The organism is Amycolatopsis heterodermiae (genome assembly GCF_034929455.1).
In the GTDB taxonomy this organism is placed as follows: Bacteria; Actinomycetota; Actinomycetes; order Mycobacteriales; family Pseudonocardiaceae; genus Amycolatopsis; species Amycolatopsis heterodermiae.
This window is the reverse complement of record NZ_JAYFSI010000022.1, coordinates 47,815-73,910: the sequence shown is the minus strand read 5'-3', so window position 1 is coordinate 73,910 and position 26,096 is coordinate 47,815. Positions and strand designations below refer to the sequence as shown.

27 protein-coding genes are annotated in these 26,096 nt (G+C 72.0%); 9 read left to right on the top strand and 18 right to left on the bottom strand.

All coding sequences use genetic code 11. The features are described 5' to 3' along the window. Position 1: 1 nt before the first annotated feature. The 3 genes from VA596_RS48215 to VA596_RS48205 all read right to left on the bottom strand — a co-directional run bounded on the left by VA596_RS48215 (position 2) and on the right by VA596_RS48205 (position 2,974). A complete protein-coding gene (locus VA596_RS48215; RefSeq protein WP_323337345.1) occupies positions 2 to 1,243 on the bottom strand; it encodes a carboxylesterase family protein in 1,242 nt (413 codons plus the stop codon). 80 nt (positions 1,244 to 1,323) lie between these two features. Beyond that, a complete protein-coding gene (locus VA596_RS48210) occupies positions 1,324 to 2,070 on the bottom strand; it encodes an ANTAR domain-containing response regulator (RefSeq protein ID WP_323337343.1) in 747 nt (248 codons plus the stop codon). Between the two features lie 61 nt (positions 2,071 to 2,131). After that, positions 2,132 to 2,974, bottom strand: coding sequence for a helix-turn-helix transcriptional regulator (locus tag VA596_RS48205; protein ID WP_323337341.1), 843 nt, complete (start codon positions 2,972 to 2,974; stop codon positions 2,132 to 2,134). Positions 2,975 to 3,073: 99 nt separating this feature from the next. On the opposite strand from VA596_RS48205, the gene VA596_RS48200 reads away from it, so the two are divergent. Further along, positions 3,074 to 3,838, top strand: a complete 765-nt coding sequence (locus VA596_RS48200; RefSeq protein WP_323337339.1) for an SDR family oxidoreductase — start codon at positions 3,074 to 3,076, stop codon at positions 3,836 to 3,838. Here VA596_RS48200 and VA596_RS48195 read toward each other — a convergent pair. Further along, entirely contained in the window at positions 3,810 to 4,616 is an 807-nt protein-coding gene (locus VA596_RS48195) for a phosphatase PAP2 family protein (protein ID WP_323337337.1), read from the bottom strand. The genes VA596_RS48200 and VA596_RS48195 overlap by 29 nt on opposite strands. Before the next feature lie 93 nt (positions 4,617 to 4,709). Between VA596_RS48195 and VA596_RS48190 the strand changes: the two genes are divergently transcribed. After that, a complete protein-coding gene (locus VA596_RS48190; RefSeq protein WP_323337335.1) occupies positions 4,710 to 5,618 on the top strand; it encodes a helix-turn-helix domain-containing protein in 909 nt (302 codons plus the stop codon). 15 nt (positions 5,619 to 5,633) lie between these two features. Here VA596_RS48190 and VA596_RS48185 read toward each other — a convergent pair whose 3' ends face one another. Both VA596_RS48185 and VA596_RS48180 read right to left on the bottom strand, forming a co-directional pair. Then, positions 5,634 to 6,572: an NADP-dependent oxidoreductase gene (locus VA596_RS48185; protein ID WP_323337333.1), complete on the bottom strand. Its 939-nt coding sequence runs from the start codon at positions 6,570 to 6,572 to the stop codon at positions 5,634 to 5,636. A gap of 151 nt (positions 6,573 to 6,723) precedes the next feature. After that, positions 6,724 to 7,596, bottom strand: coding sequence for a helix-turn-helix domain-containing protein (locus VA596_RS48180; protein WP_323337331.1), 873 nt, complete (start codon positions 7,594 to 7,596; stop codon positions 6,724 to 6,726). Positions 7,597 to 7,667: 71 nt separating this feature from the next. Here VA596_RS48180 and VA596_RS48175 point away from each other — a divergent pair, with 71 nt between their 5' ends. Further along, positions 7,668 to 8,171 carry a MarR family winged helix-turn-helix transcriptional regulator gene (locus VA596_RS48175; RefSeq protein ID WP_323337329.1) on the top strand — a complete coding sequence of 168 codons (504 nt, stop codon included), beginning with the start codon at positions 7,668 to 7,670 and terminating at the stop codon, positions 8,169 to 8,171. A 12-nt stretch (positions 8,172 to 8,183) separates the two neighbouring features. Here the strand turns inward: VA596_RS48175 and VA596_RS48170 are convergent, their stop codons facing one another. Further along, complete coding sequence (locus tag VA596_RS48170) at positions 8,184 to 9,491, bottom strand: extracellular catalytic domain type 1 short-chain-length polyhydroxyalkanoate depolymerase (protein ID WP_323337327.1); 1,308 nt, start codon at positions 9,489 to 9,491, stop codon at positions 8,184 to 8,186. A gap of 194 nt (positions 9,492 to 9,685) precedes the next feature. On the opposite strand from VA596_RS48170, the gene VA596_RS48165 reads away from it, so the two are divergent. Further along, entirely contained in the window at positions 9,686 to 10,678 is a 993-nt protein-coding gene (locus VA596_RS48165; protein ID WP_323337325.1) for a glycoside hydrolase family 26 protein, read from the top strand. A 36-nt stretch (positions 10,679 to 10,714) separates the two neighbouring features. Here the strand turns inward: VA596_RS48165 and VA596_RS48160 are convergent, their stop codons facing one another. Further along, positions 10,715 to 11,827, bottom strand: coding sequence for a GDSL-type esterase/lipase family protein (locus tag VA596_RS48160; protein ID WP_323337323.1), 1,113 nt, complete (start codon positions 11,825 to 11,827; stop codon positions 10,715 to 10,717). A 125-nt stretch (positions 11,828 to 11,952) separates the two neighbouring features. Here VA596_RS48160 and VA596_RS48155 point away from each other — a divergent pair, with 125 nt between their 5' ends. Further along, a complete protein-coding gene (locus tag VA596_RS48155) occupies positions 11,953 to 12,342 on the top strand; it encodes a hypothetical protein (protein WP_323337321.1) in 390 nt (129 codons plus the stop codon). A 249-nt stretch (positions 12,343 to 12,591) separates the two neighbouring features. On the opposite strand, the gene VA596_RS48150 is transcribed toward VA596_RS48155, so the two are convergent. The 6 genes from VA596_RS48150 to VA596_RS48125 are packed head-to-tail and all read right to left on the bottom strand — an operon-like array spanning position 12,592 to position 20,303. Continuing rightward, the gene (locus VA596_RS48150; protein ID WP_323337319.1) at positions 12,592 to 14,994 is read right to left on the bottom strand and encodes a glycoside hydrolase family 2 protein; all 2,403 of its coding nucleotides are present in this window, start codon (positions 14,992 to 14,994) and stop codon (positions 12,592 to 12,594) included. Between the two features lie 30 nt (positions 14,995 to 15,024). Continuing rightward, positions 15,025 to 15,774 carry an ABC transporter ATP-binding protein gene (locus VA596_RS48145; protein WP_323337317.1) on the bottom strand — a complete coding sequence of 250 codons (750 nt, stop codon included), beginning with the start codon at positions 15,772 to 15,774 and terminating at the stop codon, positions 15,025 to 15,027. Further along, entirely contained in the window at positions 15,771 to 16,769 is a 999-nt protein-coding gene (locus VA596_RS48140; protein WP_323337315.1) for an ABC transporter ATP-binding protein, read from the bottom strand. The genes VA596_RS48145 and VA596_RS48140 overlap by 4 nt, the downstream gene beginning before the upstream one ends. Then, positions 16,766 to 17,662 (bottom strand): ABC transporter permease, encoded by an 897-nt coding sequence (locus VA596_RS48135; protein WP_323337314.1) that lies wholly within the window; start codon positions 17,660 to 17,662, stop codon positions 16,766 to 16,768. Before VA596_RS48135 ends, VA596_RS48140 begins: the two co-directional genes overlap by 4 nt. After that, the gene (locus VA596_RS48130; protein ID WP_323337312.1) at positions 17,659 to 18,657 is read right to left on the bottom strand and encodes an ABC transporter permease; all 999 of its coding nucleotides are present in this window, start codon (positions 18,655 to 18,657) and stop codon (positions 17,659 to 17,661) included. The genes VA596_RS48135 and VA596_RS48130 overlap by 4 nt, the downstream gene beginning before the upstream one ends. Then, positions 18,657 to 20,303, bottom strand: coding sequence for an ABC transporter substrate-binding protein (locus tag VA596_RS48125; protein WP_323337310.1), 1,647 nt, complete (start codon positions 20,301 to 20,303; stop codon positions 18,657 to 18,659). The genes VA596_RS48130 and VA596_RS48125 overlap by 1 nt, the downstream gene beginning before the upstream one ends. A 207-nt stretch (positions 20,304 to 20,510) precedes the next feature. Between VA596_RS48125 and VA596_RS48120 the strand changes: the two genes are divergently transcribed. Then, on the top strand, positions 20,511 to 21,533 hold the full coding sequence (locus VA596_RS48120) for a LacI family DNA-binding transcriptional regulator (RefSeq protein WP_323337308.1): 1,023 nt from the start codon (positions 20,511 to 20,513) through the stop codon (positions 21,531 to 21,533). A 17-nt stretch (positions 21,534 to 21,550) separates the two neighbouring features. On the opposite strand, the gene VA596_RS48115 is transcribed toward VA596_RS48120, so the two are convergent. Beyond that, positions 21,551 to 22,087 (bottom strand): EF-hand domain-containing protein, encoded by a 537-nt coding sequence (locus VA596_RS48115; protein ID WP_323337306.1) that lies wholly within the window; start codon positions 22,085 to 22,087, stop codon positions 21,551 to 21,553. Between the two features lie 163 nt (positions 22,088 to 22,250). Here VA596_RS48115 and VA596_RS48110 point away from each other — a divergent pair, with 163 nt between their 5' ends. Further along, on the top strand, positions 22,251 to 22,760 hold the full coding sequence (locus VA596_RS48110) for a SigE family RNA polymerase sigma factor (protein WP_323337304.1): 510 nt from the start codon (positions 22,251 to 22,253) through the stop codon (positions 22,758 to 22,760). Next, a complete protein-coding gene (locus VA596_RS48105) occupies positions 22,760 to 23,641 on the top strand; it encodes a hypothetical protein (protein ID WP_323337302.1) in 882 nt (293 codons plus the stop codon). Before VA596_RS48110 ends, VA596_RS48105 begins: the two co-directional genes overlap by 1 nt. Here VA596_RS48105 and VA596_RS48100 read toward each other — a convergent pair. Then, positions 23,631 to 24,059 (bottom strand): nuclear transport factor 2 family protein, encoded by a 429-nt coding sequence (locus tag VA596_RS48100; RefSeq protein ID WP_323337300.1) that lies wholly within the window; start codon positions 24,057 to 24,059, stop codon positions 23,631 to 23,633. The two genes, VA596_RS48105 and VA596_RS48100, sit on opposite strands and share 11 nt — an antisense overlap. Positions 24,060 to 24,145: 86 nt before the next feature. Between VA596_RS48100 and VA596_RS48095 the strand changes: the two genes are divergently transcribed. After that, positions 24,146 to 24,706 (top strand): TetR/AcrR family transcriptional regulator, encoded by a 561-nt coding sequence (locus VA596_RS48095; protein ID WP_323337298.1) that lies wholly within the window; start codon positions 24,146 to 24,148, stop codon positions 24,704 to 24,706. Here the strand turns inward: VA596_RS48095 and VA596_RS48090 are convergent. Then, positions 24,703 to 25,377: a QcrA and Rieske domain-containing protein gene (locus VA596_RS48090; RefSeq protein ID WP_323337296.1), complete on the bottom strand. Its 675-nt coding sequence runs from the start codon at positions 25,375 to 25,377 to the stop codon at positions 24,703 to 24,705. The genes VA596_RS48095 and VA596_RS48090 overlap by 4 nt on opposite strands. Further along, positions 25,374 to 25,997, bottom strand: coding sequence for an RNA polymerase sigma factor (locus VA596_RS48085; RefSeq protein ID WP_323337294.1), 624 nt, complete (start codon positions 25,995 to 25,997; stop codon positions 25,374 to 25,376). The genes VA596_RS48090 and VA596_RS48085 overlap by 4 nt, the downstream gene beginning before the upstream one ends. Positions 25,998 to 26,096 lie beyond the last annotated feature (99 nt).

Genomic DNA, 26,096 nt, shown 5'->3' with positions numbered 1-26,096 from the left:
TTCAGCGGTGTTTCCGGGCCATCCACTGCCAGACGTGGGTGCCGCCGATGCTCGGGTCGTTGCGGGCGACGTAGATCCAGGACCAGTGGCCGGGGAACTGGTGGCCGTCGCGGATGACGTGGTCGTAGAGCGTCATCGACGAGCGGGGGATGAGCTCGTGGGCGTGGACGGTGTTGGCCTGCGGGTCGACCGTGTCGTCGTCGCGGGAGGCGACCAGCCAGGTCGGGGTGCTGATCGCGGCCAGCTCGGCGTCGGGCACCAGCGGCGGGCCGCCCGCCTCCCGGGCGGCGACGACCCCGCAGATCGGCACCGACGCGGCGAACGTGCGCGGGTAGACGGTGGTCATCTTCACGCTCATGTAGCCGCCGTTGCTGCAGCCCACGACGTACACGCGCGCGGGATCGACCGGCCGCGTGCGCAGCACGTCCCGGACGATCTCGTTGATGAGCGGCGCGAACCGCGGGCCGTCGTCCATCCAGGCGGACGTGCTCTGCGGGGCGACGACGTAGGCGTCGCCGAAGATCGCCTGCGCTTCACGGGTGGCGAAACCCAGCGCGCCGCGGTTGGCGCGCAACGTGGTTTCGTTGTCGTAGTAGTTGTCGGGCAACGAAGCGCCTTCGCCGCCGCCGTGCAGCCAGACGATCAGCGGCCGCCTGCCGTTTCGGTGGGCAGGGGAGTACAGCCGGTACTTCATCCCGGAACGTGAGGTGTGGTGGTCGAAAGCGTCGACTTCGGCGTTCACCAGCGGGCCCTGGGTGAACCGGGTGATGGTGACCGGCCGCCCGCCTCGCGAGCGGAGCGGCTCGTGCTGCGTGATGGTGTACGCGAGGTTGAGCCGGACGTTGCGGCCCTTGCTGTTGATGTAGCCGAGCGTGCCGCCGCCGGGCTGGCCCTCGCCGTAGCTCAGGTCGAGCACGACGTTCCCGCGGTGGTCGAGCCGCGCGGCCGTCACGGGCCGGTCGAGGTCGTACCCGATGTCCTGGCCGCCGGTGTCGATCGGGCTGGTGGCCTTCGCGTGCACGCTGAACGTGCCGGTGGTCAGGCCGGCCGGGTCGAGCGGCCCGAACCGGGCGGTGGCGAGGGTGACCGAGGTGACCTGTTCGCCGCCGTCGAGCGTCTGCGCGTCCAGGGTGAATCCGGCGCGGCCGGTTCCACCGGCGTGGGCGATGCCGGGCACCGTCAGGCCGGCGGTGACGCTCGCGCCGGTGACGAGGACAGTGCGGCGGCTGAACACCTTACCCATGCGGACTCCTTTGTCGTGGGGATCGGCGTTGTCCAGTCTCACACGTGATCGGGTTCCCGGGCACCGGCCACACGTATGTCCTAAGTGGACTTTTCGGCGCCCATGGCGGTGATGACGAAGTCCTCCGCGACTTCGCGAAGCTTCACGTTCCGCTCCTGCGACGCCTTGACGAGCAGTTCGAAGGCGTCGTCGGCGGTGATGCGGTGCAGGGCCATCAAGATGCCCTTGGCCTGGTCGATCACCGCGCGGGAAGTCAGGGCCGTGGACAGCTGGGCCATGGTCTCGCGGGCCGCCTGGTGTCGCCGTGAGCTGCGCAGGGCGGCTTCGGCGGCGGTGGTGTACAGCTCCAGCAGCGCCGCGTCGAGGGCGCCGAAGCTGTTGCCGCCGGTGTCGTACAGGTTGAGCGAACCGTGGTACTCGTGGTCGATGAACAGCGGCGCGGACAGGTAGCCCAGTACCGCGGACTCGGCTGCGGCCGTGGCGAATTCGGGCCACCGCTGGGCCGCCTCGGCGACCTTGACCCGCTGGAGCTCGCCGGTCCGGGCGGCCTCCAGGCACGGGCCCTCCCCGGCGGTGTACTGGGCCTGGTCGATGTGGTGCGCGCTGTCGCCGGTGGCCGTGGCGGTGTACGGGGAGCCGTCGCGCAGCAGGGTGATGCTGGCCAGTTCCGCGTCCGGCACGGCGTGCACGACCTGCTGGCACACCCGCTGCAGGACCTCGGCCAGCGTCTCCTCCTCCTGGAAGGTGCCGGCCAGCCGGTCCAGCGCGGTGGTGACCTCGTCCACGCGCCGGACGGCGTCCCGCTCGGCAAGCAGGTTTTCGTCCATGTGGTGCTCCCTCGGGTTCCGGCGGCCACCCTATGCGTACCCCGACTGGCCCGGCGGGAACCTAACGGGCGTCTTCGAACCGCTCGTTGCCGAGCACACCCAGCAACTGCAGCTTCTCGAACGCCTCCGTGCGCGGGGGCGCGGTGAGCACCAGCAGGGTCTGCGACTGGTCCTCGGTGAACAGTGCCTGGCAGTCCACCTCGATCTCGCCGAGCTGCGGGTGCACGAGCACCTTGTGGTCCTCGAACCGCCTCGCGACCTCGTGCCGCTCCCACAGCCGGGCGAACTCTTCGCTCTCGCGGGTCAGCGCCCGCACCAGCTCGCCCGCCCGGGACTGCGGGCCCATCGAGCCGTGCGCGGCGCGCAGGTTCGCGACCAGGGCGCGGCTCTGCCGGTCGCGGTCGTGCTCCGGGTAGATCAGGCGCTCCCGGGGGTCGGTGAACCAGCGGTAGATCTCGCTGCGCGCGAGCCCGGTGTGCTCGGCGGCGCCGTAGAGCGCCTCGGCGAGACGGTTGCGCACGAGGACCTCTCCCAGGTTGGAGATGATGAGCGCGGGGGTGTCCGCCAGGCGGTCCAGCACCCGCAGCAGCGCCGGGGCCACGTGCGCGGCGGTCGCCACGGGGGAGGGGGCGGTGCGGCCGGCCACCACGAACAGGTAGTCGCGCTCGTCGTTGCTCAACCGCAGCGCGCGGGCCAGCGCGGCCAGCATCTGCTCGCTCGGCTGCGGGCCGCGCTGCTGCTCCAGGCGCGTGTAGTAGTCCGTCGACATCGCCGCCAGCGACGCGACCTCCTCGCGCCGCAGCCCGGCCGTCCGGCGGCGGGCGCCCGGCAGGAGCCCGACGTCCTCCGGCCGCAGCTCCTCCCGCCGTCGTCGCAGGAAGGCCGCCAGTTCCGCTCGATCCATCCCTCCAGTATCGCGCCCGGCGCGGCCGCAACCAGGGATCGCCGATCCCCCGATGAGCGATCTCTGCCGGCGGCCGCCGGGACCGGCGAAACTGAAGACATGGACATCACCGGAAACACCCTCTTCATCCCCGGCGCGACCAGCGGCATCGGCCTCGCCCTGGCCGTCGCCCTCAAGGACCGGGGCAACACCGTGGTCGTCGGCGGGCGGCGCACCGAGCTGCTGGAGCAGGTCGCCGCCGAGCACCCCGGCATCGGCACCGTGCGGATCGACACCACGGACGCCGCGAGCATCCAGGCCGCGGCGAAGGACGTGCTCACCCGCTACCCCGAGCTGAACGTGCTCGTGACCATGGCCGGCGTGATGCGCGCCGAGGACTGGCACCAGCCCGGCACGTTCCTCGAATCGGCCGAAAACGTCGTGACGACCAACGTGCTCGGCCCGATCCGGCTGATCGCCGCGTTCGTCGAGCACCTGCGGACCCGGCCGGACGCCACGATCGTGACCGTTTCGTCGGGTTTGGCGTTCACCCCGCTCAAGGTGACCCCGAGCTACAACGCGTCGAAGGCGGCGATCCACATGCTGAGCGAGTCGCTGCGGCTGCAGCTGGCCGACACTTCGGTGCGGGTCGTGGAGCTGGTCCCGCCCTCGGTGCAGACGGACCTGATGCCCGGCCAGGCCGAGAACGACCAGGCCATGCCGCTCGACGAGTTCGTCGCCGAGGTGCTGGGCATCGTGGAGACGCAGCCGGAGGCCAAGGAGATCCAGGTGGAGCGGGTCAAGTTCCTGCGCTACGGCGAAGCCCGCGGCGACTACGACCAGGTCGTCGCGACCCTCAACGGCACCGATCCCCACGGGAAGTGAGACGCCGGCCGGCCGCCGCGGTGTCCCGGCCGGCCGTTCCGGACCCGGCGAGGCGGCCCCACAGCGCCGCGACGGCGATGGCGGCGGCCAGCAGCGCGACGCTGCCCGCGACGTCGAGCACGTAGTGGTTCGCGGTGGCGAGCACGTCCGCCGTCATGAGCAGCGGGAACGACCACGCCGCCAGGGCCAGGCGCGGCCGTGTGCCCCGGAGCGCGGTCCACACGGCGTACGCGCACCACAGCGACCAGCCCACGTGCATGCTGGGCATGGCCGTCCAGTGGCTGGGGTGCGTCCAGCTCTCCCGGCCGGCCTGTCCCAGGATGTCGTACCCGGCCACGATGTCGACGGCACCCGGCAGGGCGAACCGCGGTGGTGACATCGGCACGGCCCAGTAGACCGGCAGGACCAGTGCCGTCATCGCGACCATCGTCCGCCGGACCCGGCGGTAGACGCCGGCGTGCCGGGTGAACACCCACAGCAGCACGCCGGCGACCACCACGTAGTACAGCCGGTACAGGTACACCGCGAGGTGCCCGAGCACCGGATTCGCGGCCAGCCAGGCGTTCGCGCTCCGCTCGACGTCGAGGTGCACCGCGTGTTCGGCGGCCTGCAGGGCCAGCGCGTGCGCGTCGGCGGCCGCGAAGTCCTGGCCTACGGCGGCGTCGAGCCGTGCGAAGAGCAGGAACCAGAGCAGCAGCAGAACCAGCTCGACGAGCACGGCCGGCCGCCCGCCGGTACCCCGGAAGAGCGCGCGGACCACCGCGGACTGCGGATGCACGCGGCCACCGTAGCCGAACGCGGCCCCGGGCCATGCGGAAAGCGCCGAATCTCGGGGCGTCCGATAATTCTTCCCGGCGAGGTCAGGGGGACCATGGACGTGATCAGCACCGCGGAGGCGCCGGACGGTGAAGGGTTCGCCTACTGGCGCGAGGTGAACGCGAAGCTCTGGGCGCCCTACGATCTCCGCTGCGACCCGCGCGGGGAAAGCGCATTCCGGGCTCAGGTGGGGATCAGCGATTTCGGTGCCGTGCAGGCGACGCTGGGCTGTTTCGGCCGCGGCGGCGGCCTCATGAGGCAGGACGGCCAGTGCGCGGAGTACGGCGTGGGGGATCTGAAGCTGTACGACACCTCCCGGCCCTTCGGGGGCGAGTTCGCCCCGGACGTTCCGACGAGCCAGCTGCTGCTCCTGCGCTTCCCGCGTTCGCTGCTTCCGTTGCCCGCCAAGGACCTCCGGCAGCTGACCGCGGTCCGCATCCCGGGCTCGTCGGGGGTCGGCGCGCTGTCGTCGCAGTTCCTGCTGCACCTCGCCCGCCACCTGCACGAGCTCGACCCGGCCGACGCCGCCCGGCTGTCGACCCTGACGGTCGACGTGCTGATGGCCGCGCTGGCCCACGCGCTGGACGCCCAGAGCACCGTGCCGCCCGGCACCCGGCGGCGGGCGCTGCTGGCCCGGATCCACGCCTTCATCCGGGCCAACCTGGGCGACGGGGACCTGGCACCCGAGACGATCGCCGCCGCGCACCACATCTCCCTGCGTTACCTGCACAGTCTCTTCCACCAGGACGGGCACACCGTCGGCGGCTGGATCCGGCGGCGCCGCCTCGAGCAGTGCCGCCGTGACCTCGCCGAACCGCGGCTGAGCGCGCGTCCGATCAACGCCGTCGCGGCTCGGTGGGGCTTCGGCAGCCCGGCGCACTTCAGCCAGGTCTTCCGCGGCGCCTACGGTCTCTCGCCGAGCGAATACCGCCGGCAGTGCGCGGCGGAGACCGGGAAGCGGTGACGGCTCGGCCGGGCGTCAGGCCGGGACGACGACCACCTTGCCGTGCACCGCGCCCTCGGCGGCGCGGGCGTGCAGCGCCGGCAGCTCGGGCAGCGGGACCCGCTCGGCGACGTCCACGCGCAGCTCGCCGCGGTCGACCAGCGCCACCAGCTCCGCCAGCTGCCCGGCGTCGCTGCGGACGAACAGGTCGACGCCGCGGACGCCGCGGTCCTCGTCGGACGGCGCGGGCATCCACACCGTCGTGTTCACCACGACCCCGCCCGGCCGGACCAGCGTGACGAGCGCGGCCAGCTCCGCCGGGTCGACCGGCGCCAGGTTGAGCACGACGTCGACCGGCTCGGTCACCGCCGCGGTCACGCCGGTGGCGGTGTGGTCGACGACCTCGTCGGCGCCGGCCGACTTGACCGCGTCGCCGCTGCGCGGGCTCGCCGTGGCGATGACGTACGCCCCGGCCCCCTTGGCCAGCTGCACGGCGTACCCCCCGACCGCGCCACCGGCGCCGTTGATCAGCACGCGCTGCCCGGACTTCAGCTCGCCGTGGTCGAACAGCGCCTGCCGCGCGGTCAGTCCCACCAGCGGCAGCGCGGCCGCGTCGGCCAGCGGGACGTTCTTCGGCGCGGGCGTGAGGATCTCGGCCGGCGCGAGGACGTACTCGGCGGCGGCGCCGTCGCCGTCCATCGGCAGGAAGCCGACGACCTCGTCGCCGGCCCGGACGCCGGTCACGCCCTCGCCGAGCGCGTCGACCGTGCCGGCGACGTCGATGCCCGGGGTGTGGGGCAGCGCCACCGGGATGGGGCCCTGCATGAAGCCGCCGCGGATGTTGCCGTCGACGGAGTTGAACGATGTCGCGGCGACCCGGATCCGGACCTGCCCGGCGCCGGGAACCGGCTGGTCCACGTCCTCGTAGCGCAGGACGTCGGGGGCGCCGTACTCGTGGAAACGCACTGCCTTCATCGGAGTTCTCACCTTTGCCGAGAGCGATGTGCTTCGAATTCGAAGCAACTGGGGACCAAGGTACTGCTGCTTCGAATTCGAAGCAAGTGATACCGGTCACCGGGGGTTCCCTTGATCCACACGGACCTCAGGGTCGTGGCCGCGGGCCCGATCAGCCTGGGCCGGTTTGGCCCACCTTCACCACGGCCGGCGCGCCCGAGGCGCGGACGGCCTCCGCGAGCCGCGCCGCGTCGGCCGAGCCCGGCGCCGCGGTGAGGACCACCGCCATCAGGCCGTCACCGGGCACGTCGAGCAGGGCGCCGTCGAGGGTGATGCCGTCCCCGTCCGGATGCCGGAACACGGCACGGTTCTCGTAGGTGGTCACGGTTTTCGGCGTGCGCCACAGCGTGTCGAACGGACGGCTGGTGCTGCGCAGCTCGTCGACGAGCCCGGCGAGCGACGCGTCCGCCGGGTAGCGCAGGTGCGCGTCACGCAGCCGGGCGGCGAGCGCGGCCTGGAACCCGGCCGTGTGCTCCTCGGTCCGGCCGATCTCCGCGCGCGCGTCGCAGAACGTGCGCCACGCGACGTTCCAGTCCCGGGCGGGCCCGGCCGGTGCCCCGCCGCCGCCCAGCGCCAGCCACGCACCGTTGACGGCGACGACGTTCCACGCCGCGTCGGTCAGGAACGCCGGGGTGCCGTCGAACCGCTCGAGCAGCCGCATCGCCGCCGTCCCGGCTTCGCGGGGCACTTGCCCGTCGGCCGCGGCGTAGCCGGCGAGGGCGCAGAGCCGCTCGTAGTCCGCGCGGCCGACCCGCAACGCGCGGGCGATGGCGGTGACCACGCCGGCCGACGGGTGCCGCCGTCCCTGCTCCAGCCGCCGGATGTAGTCCGCGGACACCCCGGCCAGCTCGGCGAGCTCCTCGCGGCGCAGGCCGCGGACCCGGCGCCCGGCCGGCCGCAGCCCGCCGGACGGCAGCCCGGCGGTGGCGGGCTCGGTGTGCTCGCGCAGCCGGCGGACCGCGGCGCCCAGGTCGGACAGGGACATGGCGCCAGTGTGCCTCAGCGGATGGCCGCGTTCACGGAACCCCTTCGAATTCAAAGCAGTAGGCTGCGGTCATGCCCGACGCACCCCTGTCACTCGACCCCGTGCAGCTCGGCGTCTACTTCGACCTCATCGAGGTGACCAGCCTGCTCCGGCACACGGTCGAGCAGCAGCTGCGCGAAGCCGGCGACCTCAGCTACGTGCAGTTCCAGCTGCTGGCCCGCCTCGGCGACTCGCCGACGGGCAGCCACCGCATGACCGACCTGGCCGACGGCGTCGTCTACAGCCGCAGCGGCCTGACCTACCAGGCCGGCCTGCTCGAGAAAGCGGGCCTGGTGGTGCGCGCCCCGTCCCCGGACGACGAGCGGAGCATCACGGTCACCATCACCGACGCCGGCCGCGCTCGGCTCGCCGACGTGCTCCCCGGGCACATCGAGGTGGTCGGCGGCCTGCTCTTCGAGCCGCTCTCGCGCGAGAACGTCGAGGCCCTCGCCGGCCTGCTGGCCCCGGTCCGCGACCACATGCGCTCGACCCCACCCCGCTCGGCGGCCCCGCGCCGCCGTGCGAAGGGGGAGTGAGGAGCCCGCCGCCTACCGCGAGTGCGCGGCGAAGAAGCGCCACATGAGCGTGTTCGCGTCGATCTCGTGGGTGGTGTTCCCGTTCTCCGGCTTGGCCTGCGGGGAGCCGGGCCAGGTGTGGCCGCCGTCGGCGACGGTGTAGAGCTGCACGTCGCAGTACGTCGTGAGCGTGACGTGCGTGCTGACCTGGGTGGTCGCCGGGCCGGTGGTGCAGCCGTCGATGGCCGCCCAGCGCTGCTGCGCCACGGGCACCGAGTACTGCCAGAGGTCCGTGCCGCCGCCGTCGTACGGGTTGGTGGCGTCCTGCCTGCCGTGGAAGGCGATCACCGGAACCGGCACGCCCGGCCGGCAGGACGCCGGGTCCGGGACGGACGTGTTCCCGGGCGTCGGCCGGCCCGCGCGCAGCCCGGCCACCGGGGCGATCGCGGCGATCCGGTCCGGCCGCGCGCAGGCGAACGCCGACGTCATCCGGCCGCCGCCGGAGTAGCCGGTGAGGTAGGTCCGGTGCGGGTCGGCGCACAGGGAGCCGGTGAGCGTGGTGATGACCTGGTCGAGGAAGCCGACGTCGTCGCGCGCGCCGGCCGGCGGGGTGCCGACGCCGGGGACGTTCCACGAAAGGCCGCCCTGGTAGGCGATCGCGCCTTCGGGGAACGCCGCGAGGTAACCGTCGGCGGCGGCCGCCATGTTCGAGTAGCTCAGCTGGCCGGCGCCGGTGCTGCCACTGCCGTGCAGGTTGAGCACGAGCGGCGCGGTCGCCGGGGCGTTCGCGGGGACGTAGACCGTGACGGGGTAACGCTTTCCGCCGTAGTCGACCGAGACGACGGACTGCCCGGTCGGGCGCGGGCAGGCCGGCGCCTGACCGCCGGGGAGCGTCCACCGCTGGTTGGTCTGGTTGTTGCACGTCCACAGCTGCAACGGCGTGCCGTCCGCGCTGAACTGTCCGGTGACGTCGAGGCAGCCGGCCGTCGCCGGGTTGACCAGGCGGCCGGAAGTGCTGTCGTAGCGCCATTTCTGGTGCGTGTTGCCCAGGCAGTCCCACAGCTGGATCGGGGTGCCGTTCGCGGCGGAGCCGCCCTGGACGTCGAGGCACTTCCCGAGCGCGCGGATCGTGCCGTCGTCCTGGACGGTCCAGCTCTGCGCGCCGGAACCGGTGCAGGTGCTCAGCTGGACGCGGGTGCCGTCGGCGGTCCCGCCGCCGGCCACCGTTGCGCACTTGCCGGCCAGGCCGGTGAGCGGGCCGGGGCCGGCCGCCGCGTGTGCCGGGGGTGCGACGCAGAGCGTGGCGGCGATCGCGACGAGCAGGACGGTCTTGGCGTACAAGGCAGGGCTCCGTTCCGGAGGTCAACCGCTTAAGTGCCGGTCCAGCCAGTAGAGCAGCGGCGATACCGCCGGTCAACGATTGTCACCGAGCAGGACAAGCCTCGGCGGATTGTCACGGGATGTCTTGACACGAAGCACGTCGAAGCTGTCATGCTTAAGCGCTTAATACGTCCTCACCGCAGAGGAGCCAGCCTGTGTCCCCACGCTCGCGCAAGACTCGTTCGATCCTCGCCGCGGCCGCGCTCGTCGCCACGGCCCTGGCCACGCCCGGCGCCGCCGTCGCCAGTCCCCGGGCCGGCGGCACCCTCAACTACCTCAAGCAGATCTCCGGCCAGTACACGATCGCCGGGCAGCACAACAAGGAACCCGCGAACCAGCCGTCCCTCTACACCGCCAAGGTGCACGACATCACCGGCCAGTACCCCGGCTTGTGGGGCGGTGACTTCTTCTTCGGCGGCTCGGACGTCGCCAACCGGCAGGCCGTGATCGACCAGGCCAAGCTCGAATGGAGCCACGGCGCGGTCGTGACCATGACCTGGCACATGTGCCCGCCCACGCAGGGCAGCTCGTGCGACTGGTCGTCCGGCGTGATGAGCAAGCTCAGCGACGCCCAGTGGAGCGAGCTGATGACGAACGGCTCGAACCTCAACAACCGTTACAAGGCGCGCCTCGACGAGATCGTGCCGTACCTGCAGCAGCTGCAGAACGCGGGGGTTCAGCTGCTGTTCCGGCCGCTGCACGAGCTCAACGACAGCTGGGCGTGGTGGGGCGGGCGCCCGGGCCTCGGCGGCAGCGCCGGCCTCTACCGGATCACCCACGACTACCTGGTGGGCAAGGGGCTCACGAGCATCGTGTGGGACTGGGCGGTCAAGGACGTCAACATGGGTTCGATCGCCAGCTACTACCCGGGTGACGCCTACGTCGACGTCGCGGCCCTCGACGTCTGGATGAAGGCGAATTCGTCCTCTTCGGACTACCAGGCGATGCTGAACGTCTCGCACGGCAAGCCGATCGCGCTGGGGGAGACCGGGACGATCCCGTCGCCGGAGCTGCTGGCCTCGCAGCCGAAGTGGACGTACTTCATGGAGTGGTCGGAATACCTGCAGGGCAGCAACTCCAACGCGGCCATCCAGCGCACGTACTTCGACGGGCGCGTGCTGGTGCTCGGCGAGATGCAGCGCGGCTGACGTCCCGGGTGCCGGGAGGCGCTCCCGGCACCCGGTTCACCGCAGCGACCGCGTGATGGCTTCGGCCATCGCCCGCGCGAGCCGGTTTTCCCCGGTGACGTTGGGGTGCTGGTGGTCGCCGACGTCGTATTCGGCCGCGATGCGGGTGGGGTCCGCGGTGGAGCGGATCGCCGCGTCGAAGTCGGCGACCTCGTGGCCGGACGTCCGGATCCAGTCGTTCACCGTGGCGCGGATCCGTTCCCGGTCGGCGCCCTGCTCGGGCGCCATGGGCGTGATCGTCGCGAGGAGCACGCCGAGCCCGGCCGCCGACGCCCGGTCGACGAGCCGGCGGTAGGCGCCGATCTGCTGCCCGGCCGTGGGCAGCTCGCCCAGCGGCGCGTGGTCTCCCGGCAGGCCGATGTCGTTGCCCGCGTGGGCGAGGACCACGTGGGTGACGCCGGAGGTGCCGAGGACGTCGTCGTCGAACCGGGACAGTCCCGACCGGCCCCAGGACGGGGTCGCGGGCGGGGCGTCGTGCCGGAGCCGGTTGCCCGGGATCCCGCGGTTCAGGACGGCGATCCGCGCCTCGGCGGGCAGCATCGCGGCGGCGAGCTGCGGCCAGCCCATGGTGGTGATGGACGCGCCGAGACACACGATCACCGCGCCGGCGTCCGTCCCGGCGACTTCGACGGCGCGCAGGAACGGGCCACCGGAGGGCAGGGACCACCCGGTCCCCTCGGCCGCGAGTCCGGTCTCGCCCGCCGGGAACCGCCGCGAACCCACGACGTCTCCCGGGGTTGTCGAGCGCTGGAACCGGAACCCGTTCGCGGTCGCGTACGGCGTCGGTTCGGGCAGGTAGAGGTCGACTTCGACGTGATCCCCGTGGCCGACGGCCAGCTCGACCGGGTCCGTCCACCGCGACTCGCCCGCGGGGATCTCGGTGGAGCGCTGCCCGTCGAAGGTGACTTCTAGTGCCTGGTCGACGCCGATCGCGGCGTGGCCGACCACGACGGGCGCGTCCCCGAAGCGGTTGCTCAGCTCCGCCCGGACGCGGTCGCCGCCGATGCTCACGGGCACCGTCATCCGCACGGTGACGTCGGCGAAGGGCGGCTCCTCGTCGTCGGCGCGGAAGTCGGTCATCGCCTGGGTCCACGCTGCCTGCCACCGCATGCGGCCAGTCTGGAACGGCGTTCCATAGATGTCAAGATTGCTCCGGGGGCTAAGACCATCGCACTATCGGCTGATCGGTCTTCGGTGCGATGCCGGGGTCCGGGCGCCGCCTCTACCGTCGGGGCATGAAGATCAACGCAGTGCTCGGGACGGTCGTTCTCTGCGGCGCGCTGGCCGGCGTCGCGGGGTGCTCGAACCCGACCGGCAAGTCGTGGGCCATCACCTACGAGGTGACCGGGCAGGACAACGGGACGCTGGCGAAGGTCGGCTACGCGAACTCGCCCGACCGCTACCAGGACGAGATCAAGCAGCAGAGCGTCCAGGGCCCGGTCGGCGTGCCGTGGAAGCAGGACGTGGTGGTGGCCGCCGGCCAGAAGGCGGAGGTCACCGCCACCCCGACCGGCGGTCTCACGCTGACCTGCCGCATCCTGCTGGACGCCGAGAAGGAACTGGCCCGGGCCACCGCGCCGGGGCCCGGGCAGCCGGTGTCGTGCGCCAAGACCACCGACTCCTGAGGCTCAGTCGTTGAGACAGCGCAGGACCGGCCGGGCTGGGTCGAGTTGGTAGTGCGTGGTCACGCGGATCGTCGTGTGATCCCCGGGCGGCCGGTGTCGTGTGCCAAGATCACCGGCTCCTGAGCTTCAGTCGTTGAGGCAGTGCAGGACTGGCCGGGCTGGGTCGAGTTGGTAGTGCGTGGTCACGCGGATCGTTGTGTGGTCCTCGGGCGGCCGGTGTCGTGCACGAAGACCACCGGCTCCTGAGCCTCAGTCGTTCAGGCAGCGCAACACCGGCCGAGTGGTCAGCCGGGCCGGATCGAGCTGGTAGCGCGTCGACACCCTGATCGTCGCGTGGTCCCCGGGCAGCAGCGTGAGCAGGCACCGATCCGCTTCCGCGTCCGGGGCCAGCCGGTCGGCGAACACCGCCAGCTCGTGGACCAGGGTCCGGGCGGTGACGGTGATGTCGTAGCCCGTCGTGGTCCTCGTGACGGCGGTTTCGAACCGCGGCTCCGGGTAGGCGATGTCGAGGTCGTCGGCGAGGAAGCGGATCGCGCGCTCGGCGCCCGTGTCGGCCACCAGCAGTTCCTGCGGCGGGTTCCCGGCGACGTCGCCGAACGGCAGCGTCACGGTGTCGCGCGGGGGCACCCGAACCGTCGTGCCGGACTTGGCGAGGATCTCGCCGTCCACCGTGATCCGGCGCAGTTCGACGGGGGTGTCCCACACCGCAGCCGAGTCGTTGACCAGGATCGCGACGAGGGCGCCGTCCCGCTCCTGGATGGTGATCAGCCGGTCCGCGTAGGCGTCACGCAGCGCGTACCAGAGCGGCTTCCGGCGTTCGGCGCCGTCGATCGCGCTCCACGACGTCACCGGCCAGCAGTCGTTGAGCTGCCAGACGATCGTGCCCATGCAGTGCGGCCGGTGGCCGCGGAAGTGCTCGATGCCGGTCCGGATGGCGCGGGCCTGGGTCACCTGCGTGAGGTAGTGCCAGTCCTCTGTGGACGTCGGCGCGGCGAAGTGGTGCGCGAGTCCACGAGCGAGCTTTCCGTTGCCGTCCTCGGCCTTCTGGTGGTGCAGGAGGCCCGGCGACTCCGGCGTCAGCGGGTCGTCGTGGACGGCCGCGGCGAGCGTCGCCCAGGCGGGCGGGGCCTGCCAGCCGAACTCCGAGACGAACCGGGGGACGCGCTCGAGGTAACCGCTGTAGTCGCGCTCGTTCCAGACGTCCCAGATGTGCACGCAGCCGTGGTCGTCGTCCTGGGTGTCGCGGTCGGGGGAGCCCGACCACGGGCTGCCGGGGACGTACGGCCGGGTCGGGTCGAGCTCCGCGACGACGCCGGGCAGCAGGTGCTCGTAGTAGCCGGCACCCCAGTCGCGGTCGGCGAGCTCCTGCTGCCAGCCCCAGTGGAACCAGCCCATGTAGTTCTCGTTGTTGCCGCACCACAAGGCCAGCGACGGGTGCGGGGCGAGCCGGACGACGGCCTCGCGGGCCTCGGCCTCGACCTCCCCGCGCAGCGGCTCGTCCTCGGGATACCCGGCGCAGGCGAACAGGAAGTCCTGCCACACCAGCACACCCCGCCGGTCGCAAGCCGCGTAGAAGTCGTCACTCTCGTAGATGCCGCCGCCCCACACGCGCAGCAGGTCGATGCGGGCGCCGGTGGCCTGCTGGACGCGGCGGTCGTAACGGGCCGCATCGATCCGGTGCGGGAAGCAGTCGTCCGGGATCCAGTTGGCGCCGCGGACGAACAGCGGGACGCCGTTGACGCGGAAGGTGAACGCGCCACTCTGCTCGTCGAGTTCGATGGTGCGGAAACCGATCTCGCGCGACCACGTGTCCACAATGGACCCATCCGGCGTTTCGAGGGTGACGGTGAGCGGGTACAGCGGCTGGTCACCCAGGCTGTGCGGCCACCACAACCGCGGCTGCCCGACGCTCACCGTCAACGCCGATCCGGCGGGTCCGGCCACTTCGGCGCCGCCGACCTGGGCCCGCAGCACGAGGCCGTCCGAGCCGTCGACGTCGGCGTGGATCTCGACCACGCCGTCGCCCGAGGGGGTCACCGACACCAGCGGCCGGACCTGACGCAGCCGGCCGGCGTCCCAGACGTCGATCGACGCGGGCTTCCACAACCCCGCGGTGACGAGCTTCGGACCCCAGTCCCAGCCGAAGTTGCAGGCCATCTTGCGGATGAAGTTGGCCGGCTCGTCGTTGCCCAGGTTGGGCAGGTCCCCGAGACGACGGCGTTCGGCGCGCGCGTACCGCACCGCGGAGCTGAACGTCACCGCGAGGGTGTTGCCGTCGGCGAGCAGGTCGGTCACCGGGACGCGGTAGGAGCGGTGCATGTTGACGGTGGTCGCGATGACGTGGTGGTTCAGCTCGACCTCGGCGATCGTGTCCAGGCCGTCGAAGACCAGCTCGACCACGCCGGGAGCGGCCGGCCGGTCGAACGTCGTTTCGTAGCGCCAGCCGGTGAGGCCGATCCACTGCAGCTCGTTCTCGTTGCGGTCGAGGTAGGGGTCGGGGATGAGCCCGGCGGCGAGCAGGTCGGTGTGCACCGTCCCCGGCACGGTCGCCGGGATCCCTTCGGCGAGCCGGCGGGCCAGCTCGATCGGCACGTGGTTCAGAGGTCCGCAGGCGCGCAGCGTCCAGTCGCGGGCGCCGAGGTCGATCCGCACGGGTGGGTCCCTTCTGGTGGATGGGAGGGGTCAGCGCCACGGGTCGGGCGCGGCGGCGGCGAGCCGGCGGGTGTAGTCGTCCGCCGGGTGGAAGATGACCTGGTCGGAGTCGCCGATCTCGACGACGCGCCCGGCGTTCAGCACCATGGTCGTGGCCGAGAAGTGCCGGGCGGTGGCGAGGTCGTGGGTGATGTAGAGGACGGCGAGGTCGTTGTCCCGCTTGAGTTCTTCCAGCAGGTTCAGGATGTCCAGCCGGACCGAGACGTCCAGCATGGACACCGGCTCGTCGGCCAGCAGCACCGACGGCCGGGGCGCGAGGGCCCGCGCGATGGCGACGCGCTGGCGTTGCCCGCCGGACAGCTCGTGCGGCAGCTTGTCGGCGTACTGGTCGGCGGGGCGCAGGTGGACGCGGTCGAGCAGGTCCAGCACGGCGCGGCGGCCGCCGTCGAGCCCGTGGACGCGCAGGGGCCGCGCCAGCTGGTGGTGCACCGGCTTGACCGGGTTGAGCGAGGCGAACGGGTCCTGGAACACCAGCTGCACGTGCTTGCGGTACTCCCGCAGCGCCCGGTAGCCGGGGCGGCGGGGCTCGCCGTCGATCGTGATGGTCCCGGACGTCGGCCGGTCCAGCCCGCACAACATCCGGGCGATGGTGGACTTCCCGCTGCCGCTGGCGCCGACCAGCGCCAGGGTCTGCCCGGACGTCACGGTGAAGCTGACGCCGTCGACCGCCCGGAACCCGGAGTACTCGCGCACCAGGTCGTGCGCGCTCAGCTCGGTCATCCGGACACCTCCTGGCGCTCGGCGGTGTAGAGGTGGCAGGCGACGTCGGTGCCGCCGACCGGCCGCAGCGTGACGTCGGTCGTGGTGCACTCCGGCCGGACGAACCCGCACCGGTCGGCGAACGCGCACCCGGCGATCGGCACCGCCAGGTCGGGCGGGTGGCCGGGGATGCCGTGCCGGTCACGCCGTTCCGAACGCAGTGTCGGGAACGCGTTGAGCAGCCCGGCGGTGTACGGGTGCCGGGGGTTCTCCCGCAGCTTCACGCTGTCGCCGAGTTCGACGACGCGCCCGGCGTACATCACCGCGATGCGGTCGCTGATTTCCAGCAGCAGCGAAAGGTCGTGGGTGATGAAGACGACCGCGAACCCGAGCCGCCGCCGCAGTTCCGCCAGTGCGTCGAGGATCTCCCGCTGCACGAGGACGTCCAGCGCGGTGGTGGGCTCGTCCATCACGACGACGTCGGGGTCGAGGGCCAGGGCCATCGCGATCATCACGCGCTGCCGCATCCCGCCGGACAGCTGGTGCGGGTACGACCGGGCGACCCGCTCGGGCAGCCCGACCAGGTCCAGCAGCTCGCCCACCCGCGTCCGGCGTTCGGCTTTCGTCAGCTGCGGGCGGTGGGCGTGGAAGAGGTCCTGCAGCTGCGCGCTGACCCGCTGGACGGGGTTGAGGGCGTTCATCGCGCCCTGGAACACCATCGACATCCGGTCCCAGCGGAACTTCCGCAGCGCGCTGCCGGTCAACGCCGTCACCGAGACCGGCGCGGTGTCGTGGACGCCCTGGAAGGTGACGCTGCCGGCGGTCAGGTGCGCGGGGGCGCGCAGCAGCCGCGTGATCGCGTACGCCAGAGTCGTTTTGCCGCAACCGCTTTCGCCGACGATGCCGACCAGTTCGCCGCGGTGGACGTCCAGGTCGACCCCGCGCACGGCGTGCACGGGTCCGGCCGCCGTCTCGTAGTCGACGTGCAGGTTCCGCACCTGCAGCACGGGTGTCATCGGATGTCCCCCTGGGCCCGGCCGCGGCGCTGGACACGCAGCCGCGGGTTGATCAGTTCGTCGACGCCGATGTTCAGCAGCGTCAGGGCCGCGCCGAGCACGGCGATGCACAGGCCGGGCGGCAGGAACCACCACCACGCGCCTTGCGAGAGCGCTTCGCCGTTCTGGGCGAAGAACAGCATCGTGCCCCAGGTGACGGAGTTGAGGTCCCCGAGCCCGAGGAACGACAGCCCGGCCTCGCCGAGGATGGCGCCGATCATCGCGAACACGAACTGGGAGATCAGGATCGGATAGAGGTTCGGCAGGATCTCGACGACGACGATCCGCCACCCGCGTTCGCCCGACGCGCGGACGGCGTCGACGTAGTCCCGGTGCGCCAGCGACGCCGTCTGGGCGCGCAGCACCCGCGCGGAGGCGGCCCAGCTGGTGACCGCGATGAGCAGCGCGATCACGGCGATCCCGCTGGAGTGCAGGTAACTGGCGGCGACGACGATCAGCGGCAGCGCCGGGATGACGAGGAAGACGTTGCCGATCAGGTTGAGCACCTCGTCGGCCCAGCCGCCGGCGTACCCGCCGACCACGCCGACCAGCGCGGCCAGCACCATCGTGACGGTGCCGGCGAGCAGCCCGACCAGCAGCGACGAGCGGAACCCGACGATCAGCTGGGCGAACACGTCCTGCCCGTTGTTGGTGGTCCCGAGCAGGTGCGCCGCCGACGGCCCGGCGAGCAGGTCCTCGCCGGTCGCGTGCGGGTCGCCGACCAGCAGCGGCCCGACGACCGCGACGAGCGCGTAGACCGCGACGATGCCGGCGCCGAGCAGGAACTTCGGCCGCCGGGTCAGGGCGGAGACGCGCCCGGCGCCGCGGACGGGCGTGATCACGGCCTGGGTCATCGGGCACCCGCCTTCGCCGTGGTGCGCACCCGCGGGTCGATGACCGCGTAGAGCAGGTCGACCAGCAGGTTCGCGCCGAGCACCGCGAGGGTGATGATGAGGAAGATGCCCTGCATCAACGGGTAGTCGCTGTTGCGGACCGCCTGCAGCAGCGTGAACCCGATGCCGGGGTAGGAGAACACGGCCTCGGTGACGATCGCGCCGCCGACCACGAACCCGAGCGACACGGCGACCCCGGACACGCTCGGCAGCACGGCGTTGCGGGCGGCGTAGGTGACCATCACCCGCCGCAGGCTGAGCCCTTTCGCCTGCGCGGTCACGACGTAGTCCTCGGCGAGCGTGGAGACCATCATGTTCCGCATCCCCAGCAGCCACCCGGCCAGCGAGCTGACGACGATCGTGAGCGCCGGCAGCAGCGCGTGGTAGACGACGTTGCCGACGAACTCGCCCGACCAGCCGGGCTCGATCTCGACGTCGTACCCGAGCCCGAGCGGGAACCAGCCCAGGCCGGCCGAGAGGAAGTACAGCGCGGCCAGCGCGAGCCAGAAGTACGGGATGGCGGCGAGCATCGTCGACCCCGCGACGAGCGAGTCGACGACGCCCCGGCGGAACCACCCGGCCAGCGCGCCGAGCGAGATGCCGAGCGTGAACGACACGACCGTCGCCACCCCGACCAGACCCAGCGTCCACGGCAGGGCCTGGCCGATGATGTCGCCGACCGGCGCCGGGAAGAACGTCACCGAGCGGCCGAGGTCGCCGGTGAAGATCTGCCCGAGGTAGGCGAAGTACTGCTGCCACAACGGGCGGTCGTTGACGCCCAGCAGCAGTTCCAGCGAGTGCCGGGCCTCCGGGGAGACCGGCGCCATCGACGACTGCCGGGCCAGCACCGCGTCCACCGGGTTGCCGGGCGCGAGGCGGGGGATGAGGAAGTTCAGCGACAGCGCCGCGAGCAGCGCGACCGCGTAGAACATCAGCTTCTTGCCGAGGAACCGCATTACTCGACCGGCTTCAGGTTCTTGGCGACGAACCCGGTGTCGGGGAAGACGTCCGCCCGCGACAACGCGAAGAGGTTGTCGTCGGTCGGCCAGCCGGTGACCTTCGTGGCGAGGAACGTCGCGTTCGGGCTGTTCTGGAAGATCGGGACGTAGGGCAGCTTGTCGAGCAGCACGCGGCCGATCTCCTGGGCGCGCTGCTTGAGCACGGCCTGGTCGTCGGTGCCGGCCATCGCGGCCAGCGCGGCGTCGACCTGCGGGTCGGAGAAGCGCGACCAGTTCGACGCGGCCTTCTGCCCGATCGGCGCGGTGGTCGCGGTCGCGAGCACCTGGTTGTAGAGCTGGTACGGGTCGGGCTTTCCGCCGAGGCCGTCGATGAGGAGCTGGAAGGTGCCGGTGGAGCGGTCGGAGTTGAACTGGGCGCTCGAAACCTGCTGCACGGTCAGGGCGATCCCGGCCTCGGCGAACTGCTGCTGCATCAGCTGCAGCGCCTGGATGTAGTCGGTGTAGCCGGTGACGACCTTGATCGAGACCTCGAGGCGGCGGCCGCCCTTGTCGACGTAGACGCCGTCGGCGCCGCGCGTGTAGCCGGCCTTCTCCAGCGCCGCCCGCGCGGCGGCCGGGTCGCGGGTGACCGGGCCGGTGCTGCGGAAGCCGTCGTCACGCGGGGTCTGCAGCAGCTCGGGGCTGGGTACCTTCGCGATGCCGAAGTAGACGGTGTCGACGATCCGCTTGCGGTCCAGCGCCAGGTTCATCGCCTGCCGCACGGCCAGGTCGTTCGTCGGCCAGCTGGTCAGGTTGGGGACGAGGCTGGTCTGGTAGATCCCGGCCGACGGGACGAGATGGGTCTTCGGGTCCTTGGCCACCCAGTTCTTCTGCGGGTCGGGCACGAAGGTGTTGCCCCAGTCGATCTTCCCGGCCAGCAGCGACTGGTTCGCGCTCGTGTTGTCGCTGAAGGAGATGAAGCGGACGCCGTCGATGGCCGGCTTGCCCTGCTCCCAGTAGTTCGGGTTCTTCTTGAGCAGGAAAGTCTGCGGGGAGAACGCATCGAGCGTGAACGGCCCGGTGCCGACCGGGTTCGGGTTCAGTTCCGTGGCGGGGTCGGCGATCTTCTCCCAGATGTGCTTCGGCACGATCAGGGTGCGGCCCGCCGCGCCCCACAGCTGGTTGAACGCGGGCTGGGCGAAGGTGATCTTCGCGGTGTGGTCGTCCGGCGCGGTCGCGGCGGCCAGCGTCAGGCCGTTCGTGTTCAGCTCGGGGTGCTTGATCATGCTGTCGAAGGTGAAGGCGACGTCCTGCGCGGTGAACGCCTGGCCGTCCTGCCACTTCACGCCGTCGCGGGTGGTGACGGTGAGCGTCCGGCCGTCGGGGGAGAAGGTGGCGGCGGTGGCCAGCTGCGGCACCGGCGGGCGGCGTTCGGCCATGTCGAAGAACAGCAGCGACTCGTAGATCGTGCCGCCGTAACCCGCCTGGGCCTGGTTGGGCAGGAACGGGTTGAAGTTGCGGACGAACGCGCCCGACGCGCCGGTGTTCGCGGTGATGATCACGCCGTCGGCGCTGGTCGCGGTGCCGGAGCACGAACTCAGGGCCAGTCCGAGCGCGACGAGGGCGGCGGGGGCGAGCAGGCGGCGGTGCCTTCCGGCCTTCATGGGGACTCCAGGAGTGCTTAAGCGGTTAACTCGATGGGCGGCCGCGGTGACGGGTGGCGAGGAGAGCTTGGTGTCGTCAGGCGGCGATCGGGGGCGGGCCTGGGTTAAGCGCTTCACATCTTGTAACCTCGGTCACGTCATGTCAATGGACCGGGACGAGCTCCGGGTAGCCTCGTGCGAGGTGAAGCGATTGAGTGAAGGAGCGCGATGAAGCGGCTGACCATCTCGGACATCGCGGACGCGGCCGGGGTGTCGACGGGGGCGGTGTCCTACGCGCTCAACGGGAAGCCGGGGGTGTCGGCGGCGACGCGCGAGCGCGTCCTGGAGATCGCCGACCGGATGGGCTGGCGGCCCAGCAACGCCGCCCGCGCTCTCACGAGGTCGCGGTCCGGGGCGATCGGCCTGATCGTCGACCGGCCCGCCCAGGTTCTGGGCATCGAGCCGTTCTTCATGCAGCTGGTCTCCGGCATCGAAATGGCGCTGCGCGCGGACCCGTCGACGGCGCTGATGCTGGCCGTCACCGACGACCGGGACGCCGAGATCGAGACCTACCGCCGGTGGTGGGCCGAGCGGCGCGTCGACGGCGTCATCGTGGTCGACCTGCACGAGAACGACATCCGCACCGGCGTCCTGGCCGAGATCGGGCTGCCCGCCGTCGCGCTCGGCTACCCGCAGCCCGGCGAGGTGCCGTGCGTGTGGGCCGACGACGCGGCGCCGATGGAGGAGACGGTCGGCTACCTGGCCGCCCTCGGGCACCGCCGGATCGCCCGCGTCGCCGGGCCGGGCCGGTTCGCGCACACGCTGCGCCGGGACGAGGCGTTCGCCCGGGCCGTCGAGACGCACCAGCTGGAGTGGTCGAAGACCCTCCACGGCGACTATTCGGGCGACAGCGGTGCCCGGGCCGCGCGACGCCTGCTGTCCGAGCGCAACCGCGCGACGGCGGTGATCTTCGACAACGACGTGATGGCGTTGTCGGCGATGGCCGCGGCCCAGGAGATGGGCGTCTCGGTGCCGGACCACCTGTCCATCGTGTCCTGGGACGATTCGGCGCTCTGCCGGCTGGTCCGCCCCGCGGTGACGGCGCTGGACCGCCACATCACGCAACACGGGGTGCTCGCGATCGAGACGCTGAACGAGGTGCTGGCGGTGGGCACGGCCGAGCATGTCCAGGCCCCGGCCCCGATCCTGATGCCCCGGGCGAGCACCGGCCGGGTCCCGTCGGATTCCTGACCGGGGCCCGGTGCGGTTCAGCCGAGCAGCGGGATGTCCGAGCGCCCGTAGTGGAACTCGCGAACGGCGATGACGAGCTCGTCGACGGTGAGGCGGCCGTCGCCGTCGAGGTCGATGCGGTCGAACGCCGCGTCCGAATCGGCGTCGCTCAGTCCCACCGCCGAGCCGAGCCAGCGGCGCAGCTCCACTTTGCCGACGTAGCCGTCGCGGTCGGTGTCGCACAGGTCGGCGATGGCCGCGATGGTCGGGCGGAGCAGGTCTTCGAACCCGCCGTCGCCGCGGTGGTACATCAGTTCGCGGTTGGCGGTCAGGTACTGCTCCCGGTTCATGGCGCCGTTGGGCCCGACCCCGGCCGCTTCGGCCTGGCGCTGGTACATCGCGAGCAGGGCGTCCCGGACGGCGCGGCCGCGGTCGCCGGTCGTGGTCTCGCCGAAGGCCTCGACGATGCGGCGGGCCTCGGCGTCGTAGTCGGTGCGGTCGATGAAGCCGTCACCGTCGGCGTCCCACTTCTCGAAACGCTGGACGTCGTGCTCGGTCCTCAGGGCGGTGGTCATGGCTACGAACCTAGGACCGGTGACCGGTATCGGACAGTCGCACGAAAGGTGCACCGGCTCGCCGGTGGTGGTTCACCGGCGGACGGGCGGGGTCACGCACGGTGAGCCCGGCTTCTCGGCGAGAACTGCAACAGATCGCCCGGGCAACGGCATCTTAAGAAGTGTGCAGTTCGAAGAGTTCTCGCGTGAGCAACTGCCCGGGCTGGTGCGGTTCGCCGCGGTGCTGACCGGGGACCGTGAACTGGCCCAGGACGTGGTGCAGGACGCGCTCGTGCGTGCGCACCAGGGCTGGCGGCGGGTGGCGGCGGCGGACCGGCCGGATCTGTACCTGCGGAAGATGGTCGTCAACGGCTACGTCGGCTGGCGCCGCCGCTGGTACCAGCGATCCGTGCACTCCACCGCGGACGTCACCCGGTTCCACGAGCCGACCGCGCCCGATCCGGCGCGGCGGATCGCCGACGCCGACCAGCTCACCGGCCTGCTCGCGCAGCTGAGCCGCGCCCAGAAGGCGTCGATCGTGCTGCGGTTCTACGAGGACCGTGACGACGACGAGATCGCCGAGGTCCTCGGCTGCGCGCCGGGGACGGTGCGCAGCCACATTTCGCGCGGCCTGGGTGTGCTGCGCGTCCAGATCAACGAAGGCCGGCTCAACGAAGGCAAGGAGAGTGTGTGATGACCGACCTCGACGAGGTGCGCCGGGTGCTGCGCGCGCAGGAGTCGCTGGCCCCCGATCCGGACGACGTGCTCGCCGTCGCCACCCGCCGGATCCGGCGGCGCCGCACGACGAGCGTCGCCGCGGTGACGCTCGCGGTGGCCGCCCTCGGCGCGGGCGCCGTGGGGGTGCTGGACCGGGGGACCGCGGCCCAGCCGCCGGCCGCGCTCGGGAGTTCCCCGGCCGCGCCGCCGGCCCCGGCGGCCGGGCAGGTCCCGCCGGCCGCACCCGCGGTGAGCCTCGAGGACAAGTCCTGGGATCTGACGTTGTGGGCCATCCAGCCGCGGTTCGCCAGCCTGCACTACGCGCAGGACCGCCGGTACGCGTTCGAGATCGACGTCCACGACGGCGCCGCACCGCGCAGCGCGCTGCCGGCGAAGCCCTCGTCGGCCGGTCAGCTCACGCATCCGCAGTCGGTCATGTGGCAGGACGGGCCGGATCGGTGGTTCCGGGTGACGACCACGAAGCCGGTGACGGCCGCGGAGATGCTCGCCCTGCTCGGGAAGATCGGCACCACACCGCCGGTCGTCGCGTCACCGCTGAAGTCGGTGCAGGTCCCCGGCGGCCAGAAGGTCGCCGCGTTCACCAGCGAACCCGAGGCCAACACCCTGGTGCTCTGCCCCGACCTGAAGGCGAACATGGCCCCGCTCGACACCCGGTGCTTCTCCCTGTTCGTGTCGCTGACCCGGGGCGGCGACGGCACGGGCAGCGCCTCGCCGGAGGACCCGCTGCCCGTGCACCAGAATCGGACGCTCGGGGCCTACACGATCGAGGTCGACAGCGCGCACGGCAACGAGGCGGCCGCACTGGTCCTGCTGAACTCCGTGCGGCTCAACCGCTGAGAGCCGGGCCGGCGGCACTCGCCAGGGTTTCGGCCAGTACCAACGGGTTGAGGTAGTCGCGGTACGAGACGACCAGGCCGTCCCGGATCCGGAGCACGGCGATGATCGTCTGGTGGAAGGGCGCGCCCGTGGGGACGACCGTGCCGTGGACGTCGTACTCGACGATCACCACCTCCGGGTCGGTGGTCTCGTGGATCACCGTGTTGCGGTACTCGTCGAACTTGACGAGCCCTTTCGCTTGCGCCGTCAGGAATTCGCGGATCTGTTCGCGGCCCTCCAGCCGGTCCGGGACGCCGGCCGGGCGGTACGGCCACTCGACGTAACCGTCCGGGGCGATCAGGCCGACGAACGTGTCGGTGTCCATGGCGAGGCCCGCGCGCAGGACCTGCTCGGCGACTTCGCGTGAGGTGGCGGTCATGGCTGCTCCCAGTTCGTTGAACGCTCGTTGATTGAACGACTGTAGAACGAACTGGCCCACTGGGTCAACGCCCGTAGAATGAACGGGTGACCAGAGCAGCGCAACGCCGCCAGAGCGAGGAGCGGATCCTCACCGCGGCCCGCAGGATCTTCGCCGAGCTCGGCTACGACCGGACCACGATCCGGGCCGTCGCGGCGGCCGCCGGGGTCGACGGCGGCCTGGTCATGCACTACTTCGGCAGCAAGGACCTGCTCTTCGCCCGCGCGTCCGAGATCCCCGCGGACGAGCTGCCCGGCGGCACGGCGGACGAGGTCGCCGAAGCGCTGCTCACGTCGCTGGGCCGGCGCCTGACCGACGAGCCGACCGCGTCCCTGGCCGTGCTGCGCTCGATGCTCACCAACGCCGACGCCGCCGATCGCTACCGGGCCGCGGGGGAGCCGCAGCTCAACCAGCTCACCGAGGCGATCCCGTCGTCCGACGCCGACCTGCGCGCGAGCCTGCTCAGCGCGATCGTCCACGGCGTGATCGCCGAGCGGTACCTGCTGCGCCTCACGCACCTCGCGGACGCGTCGCCCGAGCAGATCGTCGACCTGCTGCGGCCGCTCTTCCAGAGCCTGGCCACGCCGCCGGAGCAGCAACCGCGCTAGGCCCCGGCCGGCGGCACCAGCACCTCGACCACACCACCGGACTCCCGGACGACCAGGCGGGGCAGCGCCGCGGGCTGCACCGGGAGCTGGTGGCGCAGCACCGCGCCGTCGACGGCGAACGACGTCCGGTGGCACGGGCAGTTCAGCTGCCGCGCGGGCGCGTCCAGGTTCAGCCGGCAGCCCAGGTGCGTGCAGGTCGCGGACACCGCGAGTACCTGTCCGCCCGAGCGCCGGACGAACCCCGCCACGGCCCCGAAGTCGAACGGCATGACCGCTCCCTCGGGCAGGTCGTGCGCCGCGGTGACGGCACGCCACTCGCCGCCGTCCGGCCGGAGTGTCGTGTCCGGGGGAGGGGACGCGGCCGGTTCGGCACCGGAAGTCACGAGGTATTCGACGCCCGCGCCCGCCGCGGCCGCCACCGCGGCGGCCGACGAGACCTGGATGAACCGGCGCCGGGTGCCGCCCGTCGCGGGTTCCCCCAGCTCCGCGGCGAGCCGCCGGTGCAGCTCGGCGACGAACTCCTCGCCCGCCGCCCCGGAACCCGGGCGGGCGGCGCGCAGCAGCACGGCCGTGCGCAGCTCGGCCTCGTCGCCCGGCCCGGCCGCGAACGGGCGCGGCCGGCGACGGCGCAGGAGGTCCTTGACGAACCGGCGGACGCCCCGAGTGCTCACGTCTCCATCCCTTCCGCCATCCCTTCCGCCATCCCTTCCGCCAACCCTTCCACCGACCCTTCCGCCAGCTGCGCCGCCTGGCGCAAAGCGCGGTGCTGCAGGACTTTCGCGTTGCCGACCGTCGTGCCCAGCTCGGCCGCCGCCTCCTTGAGCGAGCACGCCTGCAGGAACCGCAGGCGCAGGATCCGGCCGTAGCGTTCCGGCAGCTGCGCGAGGATCGCCTCGGCGCGGGCCAGCGTGCCGGGGTCCGGGACGTCGGCCTCGAACGCGGCGATGTCGCGTTCCTCGTCGAGCGTGGTGATCTCCCGGCCGAGCGTGCGCCGCCAGTGACCGGCGAGCACCGTCCGCGCGGTCGCCAGCAGGTACGCCCGGACCTCGCCGACGCTCGCCGAAACGCGCAACGGCCGCAACGCCGTCAGGAACACCTCCGTGGTGAGATCCTCGGCGTCGGGCCGGTTGCCGACCTTCGAGAACATCAGCCGGAAGACGCGGTCGACGTTGTCGCGGTAGACCGCTTCCCAGTCCGGGTAGTCGTCCGCGCCGACCACGTGCAGGCGCGGTTTCCCGCCCGCGTCCTCCTGTTCGGCGCGCCTGCGCCGGAACCGCTGTGCCACCGGCACCGCCCGCCTTCTCCCCGCCGATTCTTTCCTGCTGCCTGAGGGGATACGCGCGCGGGTTACACCGGCGGGGTGCTGTAACCGGCCACCGTATCCGGGGTG

Excerpts from the sequence above, each read along its gene's own strand:
- VA596_RS48155 (WP_323337321.1), top strand. The coding sequence starts at position 11,953 with ATGAAGATCAACGCAGTGCTCGGGACGGTCGTTCTCTGCGGCGCGCTG.
- VA596_RS48160 (WP_323337323.1), bottom strand. The coding sequence starts at position 11,827 with ATGCGGTGGCAGGCAGCGTGGACCCAGGCGATGACCGACTTCCGCGCC.
- VA596_RS48175 (WP_323337329.1), top strand. The coding sequence starts at position 7,668 with ATGCCCGACGCACCCCTGTCACTCGACCCCGTGCAGCTCGGCGTCTAC.
- VA596_RS48140 (WP_323337315.1), bottom strand. The coding sequence starts at position 16,769 with ATGACACCCGTGCTGCAGGTGCGGAACCTGCACGTCGACTACGAGACG.
- VA596_RS48135 (WP_323337314.1), bottom strand. The coding sequence starts at position 17,662 with ATGACCCAGGCCGTGATCACGCCCGTCCGCGGCGCCGGGCGCGTCTCC.
- VA596_RS48145 (WP_323337317.1), bottom strand. The coding sequence starts at position 15,774 with ATGACCGAGCTGAGCGCGCACGACCTGGTGCGCGAGTACTCCGGGTTC.
- VA596_RS48115 (WP_323337306.1), bottom strand. The coding sequence starts at position 22,087 with ATGACCACCGCCCTGAGGACCGAGCACGACGTCCAGCGTTTCGAGAAG.
- VA596_RS48185 (WP_323337333.1), bottom strand. The coding sequence starts at position 6,572 with ATGAAGGCAGTGCGTTTCCACGAGTACGGCGCCCCCGACGTCCTGCGC.
- VA596_RS48200 (WP_323337339.1), top strand. The coding sequence starts at position 3,074 with ATGGACATCACCGGAAACACCCTCTTCATCCCCGGCGCGACCAGCGGC.
- VA596_RS48210 (WP_323337343.1), bottom strand. The coding sequence starts at position 2,070 with ATGGACGAAAACCTGCTTGCCGAGCGGGACGCCGTCCGGCGCGTGGAC.
- VA596_RS48205 (WP_323337341.1), bottom strand. The coding sequence starts at position 2,974 with ATGGATCGAGCGGAACTGGCGGCCTTCCTGCGACGACGGCGGGAGGAG.
- VA596_RS48105 (WP_323337302.1), top strand. The coding sequence starts at position 22,760 with ATGACCGACCTCGACGAGGTGCGCCGGGTGCTGCGCGCGCAGGAGTCG.
- VA596_RS48130 (WP_323337312.1), bottom strand. The coding sequence starts at position 18,657 with ATGCGGTTCCTCGGCAAGAAGCTGATGTTCTACGCGGTCGCGCTGCTC.
- VA596_RS48100 (WP_323337300.1), bottom strand. The coding sequence starts at position 24,059 with ATGACCGCCACCTCACGCGAAGTCGCCGAGCAGGTCCTGCGCGCGGGC.
- VA596_RS48190 (WP_323337335.1), top strand. The coding sequence starts at position 4,710 with ATGGACGTGATCAGCACCGCGGAGGCGCCGGACGGTGAAGGGTTCGCC.
- VA596_RS48215 (WP_323337345.1), bottom strand. The coding sequence starts at position 1,243 with ATGGGTAAGGTGTTCAGCCGCCGCACTGTCCTCGTCACCGGCGCGAGC.
- VA596_RS48180 (WP_323337331.1), bottom strand. The coding sequence starts at position 7,596 with ATGTCCCTGTCCGACCTGGGCGCCGCGGTCCGCCGGCTGCGCGAGCAC.
- VA596_RS48125 (WP_323337310.1), bottom strand. The coding sequence starts at position 20,303 with ATGAAGGCCGGAAGGCACCGCCGCCTGCTCGCCCCCGCCGCCCTCGTC.
- VA596_RS48120 (WP_323337308.1), top strand. The coding sequence starts at position 20,511 with ATGAAGCGGCTGACCATCTCGGACATCGCGGACGCGGCCGGGGTGTCG.